Raw genomic sequence first — 12770 nt, 5'->3', positions numbered from 1 at the left:
TAAAAAAATTCCCTGTTGCCCGATGGCGCTACGCTTATCGGGCCTACGGTAAAATGCGCACCGACCTGTAGGCCGGATAAGGCAAAGCCGCATCCGGCGTTGAGTTGGGAGGTATCAGTACAGCGCTACGGCGCTGGCCAGCGGTGTCACGCCAAAACGTTTGCCGAGTGCGACCAGTTCTTCGCGCGTGATGGTCTGCTTCATACCGCCCATCGAATAGATTTTGACTAATACCTCAGCGGATTTCTCTGCGGTATCTATCAAACCGAAGGTTTCATCCAGCGTAGGTCCGCTTCCGAACACGCCGTGGAACGGCCACAGCACCAGCGAATGTTTCTGCATTTCTTGCGCGGTGGCCTGGCCGATTTCATCGGTGCCTGGCACCATCCACGGCAGAATGCCGACACCGTCCGGGAATACCACCAGACATTCGGTGCTGCCTTCCCACAGTTTGCGGGTGATCAGCGCAGTGTTGTTTTCCAGTACGTAGGTGAGGGCGATCAGGTTAGTCGCATGGCAATGCATAATGACGCGGTCTTTGCCGTGGGTGGCTTTGATGCGTTCGCAGTGGGAAAGGAAATGCGCCGGGAGTTCAGAGGTGGGTACCGCGTCGTGGGTTAAGCCCCACAGAATGTGGTAGCCTGCGCCGTCGCTGTCGATTTTGACCACGCCTAAATTGGCTGCCGGATCGAGCTGCACGTTGCGGAAGAATTTGCCGGAACCGGTAACGATAAACGGCGTATTCGCCAGCAGCGGCATGGGTTGACTTAGCGCGATATAGCGTGGTTTTTCGTGGAAATTAGTCGCAAAAGGCGCGATATCGGCTTCATCCAGACGCAGCGTCAGGTTACCGCCATTACGTTCGTCCCACCCTTTCAGCCACGCATCAGACGTGGCTTTAATCATGCCCTGGACAAACCAGGAATCGGTAATATTTTGCATGTTCGTGTTCCCATTTATTGCCCGAAGGTTATTCGGGTCTTACGTAGGCCGGATAAGCGCAGCGCCATCCGGCAATCGTGTTTCATTTATTGCCGGATGGCGACGCGGGCGTCTTATCCGGCCTACAGATCAGGTGTCGCTGTCAGCTACGTTTGCTCAGGATCTCTTTTTCGTAGGTGCGAACGCTGTCCAGCCACTGGCTGCCAGTCGGCGTGTCGTGACGCTGGCAATACATTTCCCAGACGGCCTGCCACGGCAGGGATTTTTGCTCTTCCAGCAGCGCCAGACGCACGGTGTAATCGCCGCTGGCCTCAAGCTGACGCAGTTGATCTGTGGGTTCCAGCAGAGCGCGCAGCAGCGCTTTTTTCATGTTGCGGGTACCGATAACCCACGCGGCGACACGGTTGATAGAGGCGTCGAAGAAATCCAGGCCGATATGCACACGGTCGAACAGGTTATGACGGACGATCTCGCTGGCAATTGCCTGGGTTTCATCGTCCAGGAGCACCACGTGGTCGCTATCCCAGCGTACCGGGCGGCTGACGTGCAGCAGCAGCCGTGGCACGTAGAGCATGGCGGCGGAAATTTTGTCGGAAATCACTTCGGTGGGATGGAAGTGGCCCGCATCAAGGCACAGCGCGGTCTGACGGCTGGTGGCGTAGCCCATGTAGAACTCATTGGAGCCGACGGTGTAGCTTTCCGCGCCGATGCCAAACAGTTTGCTCTCAACGGCGTCGATGTGGTGCGCCGGGTCGAATTTCTCGCTAATGACCTCATCCAGCGCTTCCAACAGGCGCTGGCGCGGGGCTAAACGGTCGACGGTAATGTCTTTCATGCCGTCCGGAATCCAGATGTTCATCACCGACGGCGTACCGAGCTGCTCACCAAAGTATGCCGAGACGCGGCGGCTGGCTTTGCAGTGATCGATCCAGAACTGGCGAATTTTCGCGTCGGGATGAGAGAGGGTAAAACCGTCAGCGCTCAGTGGATGAGAAAAACAGGTGGGGTTGAAATCCAGCCCCAGCCGGTTCGCTTTCGCCCACTCCACCCAGTTTTTAAAATGCTCCGGTTTGATCTGGTCGCGAGCAACCGGCGTATCCGACTCAAGGTAAATGGCGTGTAGGTTCAGCCGTTTTGGGCCTGGGATCAGACGCAGCGCCTGTTCCAGATCGGCGCGCAGTTCGGTGGCGTTACGCGCTTTGCCCGGATAGTTGCCGGTCGATTGAATTCCGCCCGTCAGCGAACCTTCCGGGTTCTCGAATCCGGCAACATCGTCGCCCTGCCAGCAGTGCATGGAAACCGGCAGGCGATCGAGCTGGCGCAGCGCCTCCTCGACATCAATACCTACTGCGGCGAAACGTTGTTTTGCCAGTTCCCAGGCTTGTTCCAGTTGAGTGGTCATGCGCAAAGCTCCTTTGTCTGTCGTTTGGGTTGAAACTGCGCAACGTGGCGGGCAATTTCACTATCAGGATTAGGGATATAGGTTGTCAGGTCGTAGTTAGCGCTGACGACCTGACGGAAGTCATCGACGTTGTTTAATTCGTCGAGGGTCATAAGCTGAATACCAATATTGCCAAGGGTGGAGGCTTCAACCGGCCCGGCCATCACGCGAATGCCACATGCATCGGCGCACAACTGGTTGAGTAGCGAGTTTTGGCATCCGCCGCCGACAATATGCAGTTGGGTAAATTTTTCACCGCGCAGATTTGCCAGTTCGTGCAGAATGTCGGCATACAAAAGCGCCAGACTGTCGAAAATGCAGCGCGCCAGTTCGGCATCGCTGACGGGAACGGGCTGGTCGGTCTCGCGACAGGCGGCCTGGATTTCAGCGCGCATATCGTCAGGATTGATAAAGCGATCGTCATTCGGGTTAATCAGGAAACGGCAGGCCGGCAGCGCTTCTGTTTGGGCGATAAGCGCAGGCAGATCGGTAATGCGCCGTTCTTTCAGCACACGCTGGAGCAGCCACAAACCCATAATGTTTTTCAGTACCCGATAACGCCCTTCCGCGCCGCCTTCGTTGGTGATATTGGCGGCCAGCGCCTCATCAGTGGTGTAGGGCATTTTGCTTTCAAAACCCATCAATGACCAGGTGCCTGAAGACAGGTAAGCGCTATGTTTATTTGCCAGCGGAGAGGCAATAACGGCGCTGGCGGTATCGTGGCTGGCGACGGCTACCACCGGAATACGGTTGCCCTGCGGGCAAATCCAGTCGCCGATAACATTGCCAGGGTGCGAGGGGCGGCCGAACCAGCTCTTTTTCGCGCCGGTCCACGCCAGCAGGGTATCGTCCCAGTCATCGGTATTGATATTGACCAACTGGGTGGTCGTGGCGTTGGTGTATTCCCAGTTCATTTCACCGGTCAGGCGGTAGCTGAAATAATCGGGCATCAGCAGCGCATGAGCGACCTGCGCCGTTAACTCAGGCTGTTGTTTCGTCAGCGCGCGTAGCTGATAGATGGTGTTAAACGGCAGAAACTGAATCCCGCTGCGGCGATAGATTTCGCTTTTGCCGATCTGGACCAGCGCTTGCGGCATGATGCCCGTGGTACGGTTATCGCGGTAGGAGACCGGCAGGCCGACACGCTGACCTTGTTTATCCAGCAGGACATAATCGACGCCCCAGGTGTCGATGCCGATGCTGTCGATAAGAATGCCTTCATTGCAGACTTTCTTCAGACCAAGACGGATATCCTTTTCCAGACTGTCGATGTCCCAGGTGTCAAACCCGTCTGTTTTTTGTAGGCAGTTCACAAAACGGTGAATTTCACGTAGCGTCAGGGTACGGTGTTTGCTGTCGTAACGCGCCAGCATCACGCGCCCGCTGGATGCGCCGAGATCAACCGCGACACAATGGCGAAAAGTCATAATCAGGTCCTTCTTAGAGTCATTGCGCACAGTCTAAAAAAGCCCTCAAAGACCTACCTTCTCGTTACTGACAGGAAAATGAGCCGCTGGCAACAAGGCAAAGATGAACGTGATAGCGTTCACAGTTTCTACTAATAGGCCGGTGTGATGTCGTCCGCATTTCCCGCTTTTTCCCGCCTTTTCTTGAAAAAAAGACCATGTTTGCGCGCTTTAGCGTCAAAAATTTAAGGTGAGGCCGATAACCCTTAATTACTATTCGGACATGTTGAATTCAGGAGGAAGCAACCATGACCGTACTGCATAGCGTGGATTTTTTTCCATCAGGTAAAGCGCCCGTGGCGATTGAACCTCGTCTGCCGCAAGCCGCTTTCCCTGAACATCATCATGATTTTCATGAAATCGTGATTGTGGAACACGGTACGGGCATTCATGTATTCAACGGGCAGCCGTATACCATCAGCGGCGGTACCGTGTGTTTTGTTCGCGATCACGACCGGCATTTATATGAACATACCGACAACCTATGCCTGACGAATGTACTGTGGCGTTCACCGGACGCCTTCCAGTTTCTGGCGGGGTTGGATCAATTGCTGCCGCAGGAGCAGGATGGTTACTATCCTTCTCACTGGCGGGTGAATCAGAGTGTGTTGCAGCAGGTGCGCCAGTTGGTCGGTCTGATGGAGCGCGCCGGAGACGGCATGGATGCGCCTGCCGTGGCGAATCGCGAAATTTTGTTTATGCAACTACTGGTGTTGTTACGCCGCAGTAGCCTGATGGAAGGCGCGACCAATAACGACGCCAAACTCAACCAACTGATGGCATGGCTGGAAGACCATTTTGCGGAGGAGGTCTGCTGGGAGGCGGTAGCTGAACAGTTTTCGCTGTCGCTACGCACGCTGCATCGTCAGCTTAAACAGCATACCGGGCTGACGCCGCAACGTTACCTTAATCGCCTGCGTTTGATCAAAGCCCGGCATTTATTGCGCCATAGCGATCATAGCGTGACAGAAATCGCGTACCGCTGCGGTTTTGGCGACAGTAACCACTTTTCGACTCTGTTTCGCCGAGAATTTAACTGGTCGCCGCGGGATATCCGTCAGGGACGCGATGCGATAATCCAGTAACGCGAACGCTATCAACGTTTTCGTCGCCAATATGCTGATAATTATACCCTTTAATACCGGATGGCGGCTGCGCCTTACCTGGCCTACGGCGGCGAGCGGTAGACAGAATAAGCGTAGCGCCATCCGGCAAGCATTCAACATGAGGTGCTGCGGTGGCAAATCAGTTAATCCTTTTGAAAAAAGATTTTTTTACTGATGAGCAGCAGGCCGTTACGGTTGCCGATCGCTATCCACAGGATGTTTTTGCGGAACATACGCATGAGTTTTGTGAACTGGTGATGGTCTGGCGGGGCAATGGCCTACACGTTCTTAATGAGCGCCCATACAGAATTACCCGCGGCGATCTGTTTTACATTCGTGCTGAAGACAAACACTCCTATACCTCCGTTAACGATCTGGTGCTGCAAAATATCATTTACTGCCCGGAGCGTTTGAAACTCAATGTAAACTGGCAGGCGATGATTCCCGGCTTTCAGGGAGCGCAGTGGCATCCTCACTGGCGGCTGGGCAGTATGGGAATGAATCAGGCGCGGCAGGTCATTAACCAGCTTGAACATGAGAGTAATGGACGCGATCCGCTGGCGAATGAGATGGCGGAATTGCTGTTTGGTCAACTGGTGATGACGTTAAAACGGCATCGCTACGCGACCGACGATCTTCCGGCAACCTCCCGAGAAACCCTGTTGGATAAATTAATTACCGCTTTGGCTAATAGCCTTGAGTGTCCCTTTGCGCTGGATGCGTTTTGCCAGCAGGAACAATGCAGCGAACGGGTGCTGCGGCAGCAGTTTCGCGCCCAAACCGGGATGACGATTAATCAATATTTACGCCAGGTCCGTATTTGCCACGCGCAGTATCTGCTTCAGCATAGCCCGCTGATGATTAGCGAGATTTCGATGCAGTGCGGTTTTGAAGATAGTAATTATTTTTCAGTGGTGTTCACGCGGGAAACCGGGATGACGCCGAGCCAATGGCGCCATCTCAGTAATCAAAGCGATTAACTGGCCATGCCTAAACCGACAATATTCGCCGCGATAATAATTACCACGCAGCCGAGGCTTAATACGGCAACGGGACGGCGGCCAGCATTTTTCCACTCTTTTAGCACCAGACCGACAAGCCCCCCGCACAGCACATAGAAGCTCATGTGCAGCATCCAGCTCATGTAGTCATATTGCGCTGGAATGCGCGCGTGACCCCAGGCATAGAAAAAGAACTGCAAATACCACATCAGACCGCCAAGCGCGGACAGCAGAATATTGCTGATAATCAACGGTCTTGCCAGCGAGAAGTCGGCTTTTATCGACAGATTTTGTACTTTTGCCAGGCGGATAAAACAGAAACCGAGGTTAACCAGCGCGCCGCCGCCCATAATCACCACGTAACTCGGCAGCGCGACATAGAGCGGGTCAACGCCAAGCGCGGCAGCAGCTTCATGCATCGGTTTCGCGGCGTTCATGGCAAAAGACATCCCCGCCGAGAAAATACCGCACATCACTGCCAGCAGAAGCCCTTTCTTCAGATTGAACTCCTCCGCTTTAATGCCCATTTTGCGTTCTTTTAACTGTCCGGCGCGCGTCACAATCCCGACGCCGATCAGCGCGACAAAAACGCCAAGTAGCGTCATGCGTCCCCCTTCGGTATGGATTAACACATCGAAGTTACCGTTGATGATAGGCGTCATCAGCGTGCCGACGATAAGCGTAATGCCGATAGCGATGCCGATACCCATGGACATCCCGAGATAACGCATGGTCAGACCGTAATTAATATTGCCGATGCCCCACATGGCGCCGAACAGAAAAACCGGTAAAAGGGTGGAGAGGTTAAACTGCCCATAATAGGCCCAGAAATCAGGCAGTAACAGAGCGCTAATTGCCCACGGCAGAATAAGCCATGAGACGATGCCGCCCACTGACCACATGGTTTCCCATGACCACTGTTTCACTTGCTTGAACGGGGCATAGAAGCAGGCTGCACTGGCCGCCCCTATCAAATGCCAGAAAATACCCATCGTAATCGCGTTACTCATGACATGTTCCTCATTATTTTTTATGGACGGGATACCCCTTCCGTTTGCATGAGTTTAAAAATTACGCAGCCTGGTAACCTTATAACGATTGCCGCCGTTGGGTGTATTCTGGCAATCAGCACGTTAATGAAGTGATTAACTTCACGTTTTAAAAAAGTCGGAGCGCATCGTGACCGTCTGGATGTTATTTAAATCAGTGGATAATATTTTTTTTCTAAAATACCTTCATCATAACGACACGAAACGACTTAGCTGGCAGTAATGCAAAGAAAACGCTGCGTGAGATCACATAATGGGAATAGTCTGACTTACCGTTTGATAAAAGGGTAGTTATACAGTAATTATTTAGTTGTTTTATTTGTATTTACAATTTAAATATATTGAAATTAACGTTAGGAATCAATGAAATATAAATATAAGGAAATCCCTATATTGGCGTTGTTGATGGAGTTTTGATTTTTATTTTATATGACGAATATGAATTTCATTTATTTTATTTTGCTTTTTGAATATTATCCCAATTTTAAATTAAAGATCTTTGTCTATATTGTCGCCATTCACATTGCGTATTATGGTTGTAATGGTCTGACATGAAACAACGTTTTAATTTTAAATTAAATGGATTCTGTTATGAGAAAATCTCTTTTCTTACTATTACCTCTTGTTGTAACAAATGCGCATGCAGTATATGTCGATGTTCGTCATGAATATCTTGATGATAGTAAAGCTAACTATGACCGTGCGTATATTTCTCATCGGTTTGCGAATGGTGTTGGTTTTGCGATAGAAGCTATCTCAAAATCAGGCGGGGATGACACCAATAAAGCGTTTAATGACCTGGAAACACAGGGCAACGAATATACGATAAGCTACCAATTTAAAACCGGTGATGTCGCCTGGCAACCGGGTTTCGTGCTGGAAACAGGCAACGGTTACTCTACCTATAAGCCTTACTTCCGCGCGACGTGGACATTAAATGAAAGCTGGTGGGTTGGTGCGCGCTATCGTTTTGAATATGTACGCCGTTCTTCTGATATCCGTGATGATGATACCATCAATCGTATGGATGTCTGGGCGGGTTATAAATGGAACAACTTTGACTGGACAATCGAAGGAATTTATAAGAAAGCTGATAAATATGATCTTTACGATGGCGGCAAAGATAACTATGAATATAACTTCAGAACTGCCTATATTATTGATCAATGGTCGCCATTCGTTGAGGTAGGTAATGTTTCCGTCAATAGCAACAGCGATGAAAGACAAACCCGTTTCCGCGTGGGTATAGGCTACACATTCTAATCATTATCCCTGTTTATTATTTATTCCCTTTTCCGGCTACTTTATAGGTAGCCGGTTTTTTTACCTGGTGATGACCTGCGGATAATTATTATCGTGCGTTGGCCGGATAAGACGCGAATCGCCATCCGGCAACGAGATGTGCAGGAAACTATGCGCTTACATGATGCCCAGTAGACGGGGTAAGAACAGTGTGATTTCCGGAATGTAGGTAATTAATAACAGAACGCCGATAATCGCGCCGTAAAAAGGCAGCAACGGTTTAATCACTTCCTCAACTTTGACCTTACCGACGCTCGCCCCGACATATAAACCACTGCCAACTGGCGGCGTAATGGTGCCAATCGCCAGGTTATAGATCATGATAATGCCAAAATGCACCGGATCGACGCCCAGTTTAGCCATGATCGGCAGCAGAATCGGGGTAAAAATCAGAATGGCCGGACCGATATCCATAAATGCGCCGATAATCAACAAAAAGACGGTAATGACTAACAGGATAACCAGTTTATTGGCGGAAATACCGAGGATCATATCGCTCAGCGCCGCAGGAATATTGGTGATCGACATCGAGAAGGACATCGCCGAAGAGGTTGCCAGCAGGAACATGATGACCCCGGTCATTACCACTGTCTGGAGCAAAATCGAAGGCAAATCCTTAATTTTCAGCGTGCGGTAAAACACCATCGTCAACAATAATGTATACACCACGGCAATCGCGGAGGCTTCAATGGCGGTGAAAATCCCCTGCACAATGCCGCCGACGATAATCACGATCAGCAGCAGGCTGGGAATGGCCTCAACGGCAACTTTTAGCGCCATGCCTTTTTGGACGGTGAAGAAAACCCGATAATTTCGACGCTTAGCGACCACCAGCGTGACCAGCATACAGCCAACGCCCCACAGCACTCCCGCGACCAGACCGCCGGCGAACAGAGCGGCAATCGATGTTCCCCCGCTTGCCAGCGCATAAAGGATAAAAGCCGTGGTGGGCGGAATTAACATTCCCGTCGGCGCGGAGGCGATATTCACCGCGGCCGCAAAGCCGCGATCGTAACCTTCGCGCGCGCTCATCGGCACCATCACGCCGCCGATGGAGGTTGAGGCGGCAATTGCCGATCCGGAAATTGCACCGAACATCATATTGCCGACGATGTTGGTATAAGAGAGCGAGCCGGGCAGTTTGCCAGTAAACAGTTTGGCAAAATTGACCAGCCGGGCGGCAATTCCCCCGCTATTCATGATCACCCCGGACAAAACGAAGAACGGCACGGCCAGCAAGGCAAAACTGTCCAGGCTGGAGAACATTTTTTGCGCGGTGGCGAACATCGAAATATCGAAAGGCAGTACCAGCATCATGGTGCTGAAAGAGGCGATAACGGGCGACTTCGCCGTGGCGGGCGATGGTGAGAGCGAACTCATTGTTTTCCGCGCCGTCGAGAATGCCTTGTTGTAACGAGGTATAGACCTCCGCCTGGCTCATGGCGATGGGCGAAGCGCCCAGCAGTTTGAGAGTTTGGATCGCCGTCTCACTCTGCATGACGCGGATCTTCTTCCCGCGTAAATCCTCAATGCGTTTAACCGGCGCTTTGCTCATATAAAAATTACGCGCGCCGGAATCATACCAGCCTACGCCGACAAACCCCTGTGCGGCGGTGGACTGATAAACAGGCTCCATCACCTGTGGGTTATCCATTACGCGGTAGTATTCCTCGACGGTGGCAAACAGGTAGGGAAGTGAGAACACGCCGTACTCAGGCGAAAAACTCTCCATCAGCCCGGACGACACTTTAGTGATGTCGACGACGCCGACCTGCGTCAACTCCACCAGTTCGCGCTCGCCGCCAAGCTGTCCGTCCGGGAAGTACTGTACTTTGATATCGCCGCCCGTTTTCTCTTCAACTTGCTGCCCCAGGAAGTGCAACGCATCTTTTACCGGCTGGCTATTTTCAGCGTAGGCCAGGCGCAAAATGGTTTCGCCGTGGGAGAAGAAAGAGAGTGTGGAGAGTAAGGCCAACGTAGCCAGACGTATAAAACCAGGTTGCTTCATAATTCCCTCGCAATTGTAATAATTTACCGGGAATGTAATTGCATGGTGAAATTATAACCTTCTTGATTTTGCCACCGCTGACAAAAATTGGCACCAAAAGAAAGATTTTGAAACCCTGTTTCACATTTCATGATTTCCAGGAATTCATCAACAGGCGGTTTCGGTTGGAGGCGTAAAAAACGATTTTTTTTCAGCGGATGCCGTAACGTTTATAACCCTGGAAAAAGTACGGCATTGATAATCATTTTCAATATCATTTAATTAACTATAATGAACCAACTGCTTACGCGGCGTTAACACTGTGCCGCTCGACAATAATGGAGATGATTATGAGTTATACACTGCCATCCCTGCCGTACGCTTATGATGCACTGGAACCGCACTTCGATAAGCAGACGATGGAGATTCACCACACCAAACACCATCAAACCTATGTCAACAACGCTAACGCGGCGCTGGAAAACTTGCCAGAGTTTGCTGACCTGCCGGTTGAAGAACTGATTACTAAACTGGACCAGGTGCCAGCGGACAAAAAAACCGTGCTGCGTAATAACGCGGGCGGCCACGCTAACCACAGCTTCTTCTGGAAAGGCCTGAAAAAAGGCACCACCCTGCAGGGCGATCTGAAAGCGGCTATCGAGCGTGACTTCGGTTCCGTTGACAACTTCAAAGCTGAATTCGAAAAAGCAGCAGCAACCCGTTTCGGCTCCGGCTGGGCGTGGCTGGTGCTGAAAGGCGACAAACTGGCTGTGGTTTCTACCGCAAACCAGGATTCCCCGCTGATGGGTGAAGCCATTTCCGGCGCTTCCGGCTTCCCGATCCTGGGTCTGGACGTGTGGGAACACGCTTACTACCTGAAATTCCAGAACCGCCGCCCGGACTACATCAAAGAGTTCTGGAACGTGGTGAACTGGGACGAAGCAGCAGCGCGTTTCGCCGCTAAAAAATAATTTGCATTGCACGACTGTAGAAGCGAGTCTGATGACTCGCTTTTTTTGTATCCGCGTAAGGAGCAGCAGATGCATTATCCGGTTGACGTGTTTATTGGCAAAATTCGTGACTATGACGGCAGCCGCCCGAGCGCTATCGCCAAAGTGCAGGCCGATGGCGAACTTATGCTGACCGAGCTGGGTCTGGCAGGCGATGAGCAGGCCGAAAAGAAAATCCACGGCGGCCCCGACCGCGCGCTATGCCATTACCCCCGCGAACACTATGCTGATTGGATTCGCCAGTTCCCCGAGCAGGCGACGCTGTTTTGCGCCCCGGCGTTTGGCGAGAATCTGTCGACGGACGGAATGACCGAACACAACGTGTTTATTGGCGACATCTACCGCTGGGGCGAGGTGTTGATCCAGGTCACTCAGCCGCGCTCTCCATGCTTTAAACTTAATTTCCATTTTGCCATCAGCGACATGGCCCTCCTTATGCAGAACAGCGGAAAAACCGGCTGGCTGTATCGGGTCATTGCGCCTGGTAAGGTCTCCAGCGATGCGCCGCTGGAACTGGCGTCGCGTCTGAGCGATGTCTCGGTTCATGAAGCGGGTGTTATCGCCTGGTCTATGCCGTTTGATGACGAACAATATCACCGGCTGTTGAGCGCCGCCGGGCTGTCGGCGAGCTGGAGCCGCACCATGCAAAAGCGTCGTTTGAGCGGCAAAATTGAAGATAGCGCCAGACGACTGTGGGGGGATAAAACTCCGCCAAAATGAAAGGAAGGGTTATGACTGAAGCTGAAAATGCGGTGGCGATCGTAAAAGAATTTTTGGTGGCCTCGATGATTCCCGATGCTGAACGCGCCGCAACGTATATGCACCCGGAGGTGAAAATTACCTTCACCGGAGGCCGGGCGATGGCGGGCGCGGCAGATATCGCGCAGTTTAACGGCGCTCGCTACAAGTGGGTGAAGAAGGCGCTGGGCGAGTTTGATGCGGTGCAGCATGATGATTACGTTGTGATTTATTCCAACGGTACGTTGTATGGCGAATGGCCCGACGGTCGCCCGTTTGCCGATAACCGCTTTATCGACCGCTTCGAAGTGCGCGATGGCAAAATTACCCGGATGGACGTGTGGAATGACAGCGCCGAGTGGATTTTAGCGCCGGAAATCTCCCGATAGCGTGGTGCGTAGGCCGGATAAGCGTAGCGCCGTCAGGCTGTCAGGTGTACATTGCCGGATGACGGCGTTTGCCTTATTCCGCTGGTAACCTATTAATTATTCACAAAAGATATGTAAATTATGGACGCACATATTCTCGAGGCTTGTACGGAAGAAGTTAAGCACATCTTATTCGAAGAGTATCACCTCAAATCTATCGAGGAGCTTTGGGAGCGGTCTCTGGATGAGGATTTTTTAGCTGAGTTGTATCAACAGTTTAAGTTCATAACGGAAAAGTATGGCGTGAATGGTGATGAATTGGACAGCATCCTCGATACGCTTTAAATGGTTAAGGCTCGG

General features: G+C 51.7%; 12 protein-coding genes and 1 pseudogene. 7 read left to right on the top strand and 6 right to left on the bottom strand.

The genetic code is table 11. The features are described from left to right. Positions 1-114 precede the first annotated feature (114 nt). From rhaD to rhaB, 3 genes are all read right to left on the bottom strand, one after another. Positions 115-942 carry a rhamnulose-1-phosphate aldolase gene (gene rhaD / locus J1G48_RS21625; RefSeq protein ID WP_001179690.1) on the bottom strand — a complete coding sequence of 276 codons (828 nt, stop codon included), beginning with the start codon at positions 940-942 and terminating at the stop codon, positions 115-117. Between the two features lie 142 nt (positions 943-1084). Then, on the bottom strand, positions 1085-2344 hold the full coding sequence (locus tag J1G48_RS21620) for an L-rhamnose isomerase (protein ID WP_000211478.1): 1260 nt from the start codon (positions 2342-2344) through the stop codon (positions 1085-1087). Beyond that, positions 2341-3810: a rhamnulokinase gene (rhaB, locus tag J1G48_RS21615; RefSeq protein ID WP_000143967.1), complete on the bottom strand. Its 1470-nt coding sequence runs from the start codon at positions 3808-3810 to the stop codon at positions 2341-2343. The genes J1G48_RS21620 and rhaB overlap by 4 nt, the downstream gene beginning before the upstream one ends. A gap of 287 nt (positions 3811-4097) precedes the next feature. Between rhaB and rhaS the strand changes: the two genes are divergently transcribed. After that, entirely contained in the window at positions 4098-4934 is an 837-nt protein-coding gene (gene rhaS / locus J1G48_RS21610; RefSeq protein WP_000217112.1) for an HTH-type transcriptional activator RhaS, read from the top strand. 152 nt (positions 4935-5086) lie between these two features. Next, positions 5087-5935: an HTH-type transcriptional activator RhaR gene (gene rhaR / locus J1G48_RS21605; protein WP_000013290.1), complete on the top strand. Its 849-nt coding sequence runs from the start codon at positions 5087-5089 to the stop codon at positions 5933-5935. Here the strand turns inward: rhaR and rhaT are convergent. Next, positions 5932-6966, bottom strand: a complete 1035-nt coding sequence (rhaT, locus tag J1G48_RS21600) for an L-rhamnose/proton symporter RhaT (RefSeq protein WP_000063533.1) — start codon at positions 6964-6966, stop codon at positions 5932-5934. The genes rhaR and rhaT overlap by 4 nt on opposite strands. 618 nt (positions 6967-7584) lie before the next feature. Between rhaT and J1G48_RS21595 the strand changes: the two genes are divergently transcribed. After that, complete coding sequence (locus tag J1G48_RS21595; RefSeq protein WP_000378721.1) at positions 7585-8268, top strand: oligogalacturonate-specific porin KdgM family protein; 684 nt, start codon at positions 7585-7587, stop codon at positions 8266-8268. A gap of 156 nt (positions 8269-8424) precedes the next feature. Here the strand turns inward: J1G48_RS21595 and J1G48_RS21590 are convergent, their stop codons facing one another. Together J1G48_RS21590 and dctP are read right to left on the bottom strand one after the other, a co-directional pair. Continuing rightward, a complete protein-coding gene (locus tag J1G48_RS21590) occupies positions 8425-9687 on the bottom strand; it encodes a TRAP transporter large permease (protein WP_001687840.1) in 1263 nt (420 codons plus the stop codon). Beyond that, positions 9641-10315 (bottom strand): annotated as a pseudogene (dctP, locus tag J1G48_RS21585) (TRAP transporter substrate-binding protein DctP); the annotation flags it as partial. The gene J1G48_RS21590 and the pseudogene dctP, both read right to left, overlap by 47 nt. A 329-nt stretch (positions 10316-10644) precedes the next feature. Here dctP and sodA point away from each other — a divergent pair. The 4 genes from sodA to J1G48_RS21565 all read left to right on the top strand — a co-directional run bounded on the left by sodA (position 10645) and on the right by J1G48_RS21565 (position 12755). Further along, the gene (gene sodA, locus J1G48_RS21580; protein ID WP_000122629.1) at positions 10645-11265 is read left to right on the top strand and encodes a superoxide dismutase [Mn]; all 621 of its coding nucleotides are present in this window, start codon (positions 10645-10647) and stop codon (positions 11263-11265) included. Between the two features lie 69 nt (positions 11266-11334). Further along, complete coding sequence (gene yiiM, locus J1G48_RS21575; RefSeq protein WP_000559218.1) at positions 11335-12024, top strand: 6-hydroxyaminopurine reductase; 690 nt, start codon at positions 11335-11337, stop codon at positions 12022-12024. A gap of 11 nt (positions 12025-12035) precedes the next feature. Then, positions 12036-12431: a nuclear transport factor 2 family protein gene (locus J1G48_RS21570; protein ID WP_000133442.1), complete on the top strand. Its 396-nt coding sequence runs from the start codon at positions 12036-12038 to the stop codon at positions 12429-12431. 120 nt (positions 12432-12551) lie between these two features. After that, positions 12552-12755 carry a hypothetical protein gene (locus tag J1G48_RS21565; RefSeq protein WP_000338671.1) on the top strand — a complete coding sequence of 68 codons (204 nt, stop codon included), beginning with the start codon at positions 12552-12554 and terminating at the stop codon, positions 12753-12755. The last annotated feature ends 15 nt before the right edge of the window (positions 12756-12770 follow it).

Origin of the sequence: Salmonella sp. SAL-020 (assembly GCF_017372215.1) — a bacterium.
GTDB classification, from domain to species: domain Bacteria; phylum Pseudomonadota; class Gammaproteobacteria; order Enterobacterales; family Enterobacteriaceae; genus Salmonella; species Salmonella enterica.
The sequence above is the reverse complement of the archived record's forward strand: the minus strand, read 5'-3'. Positions and strand labels throughout refer to the sequence as shown.

What these genes read in the sequence shown, in the direction of transcription:
- J1G48_RS21570 (WP_000133442.1), top strand. Translation starts at nt 12,036, where the DNA reads ATGACTGAAGCTGAAAATGCGGTGGCGATCGTAAAAGAATTTTTGGTG.
- J1G48_RS21595 (WP_000378721.1), top strand. Translation starts at nt 7,585, where the DNA reads ATGGATTCTGTTATGAGAAAATCTCTTTTCTTACTATTACCTCTTGTT.
- rhaS (WP_000217112.1), top strand. Translation starts at nt 4,098, where the DNA reads ATGACCGTACTGCATAGCGTGGATTTTTTTCCATCAGGTAAAGCGCCC.
- J1G48_RS21590 (WP_001687840.1), bottom strand. Translation starts at nt 9,687, where the DNA reads ATGAGTTCGCTCTCACCATCGCCCGCCACGGCGAAGTCGCCCGTTATC.
- yiiM (WP_000559218.1), top strand. Translation starts at nt 11,335, where the DNA reads ATGCATTATCCGGTTGACGTGTTTATTGGCAAAATTCGTGACTATGAC.
- rhaB (WP_000143967.1), bottom strand. Translation starts at nt 3,810, where the DNA reads ATGACTTTTCGCCATTGTGTCGCGGTTGATCTCGGCGCATCCAGCGGG.
- J1G48_RS21620 (WP_000211478.1), bottom strand. Translation starts at nt 2,344, where the DNA reads ATGACCACTCAACTGGAACAAGCCTGGGAACTGGCAAAACAACGTTTC.
- rhaD (WP_001179690.1), bottom strand. Translation starts at nt 942, where the DNA reads ATGCAAAATATTACCGATTCCTGGTTTGTCCAGGGCATGATTAAAGCC.
- rhaT (WP_000063533.1), bottom strand. Translation starts at nt 6,966, where the DNA reads ATGAGTAACGCGATTACGATGGGTATTTTCTGGCATTTGATAGGGGCG.
- sodA (WP_000122629.1), top strand. Translation starts at nt 10,645, where the DNA reads ATGAGTTATACACTGCCATCCCTGCCGTACGCTTATGATGCACTGGAA.
- J1G48_RS21565 (WP_000338671.1), top strand. Translation starts at nt 12,552, where the DNA reads ATGGACGCACATATTCTCGAGGCTTGTACGGAAGAAGTTAAGCACATC.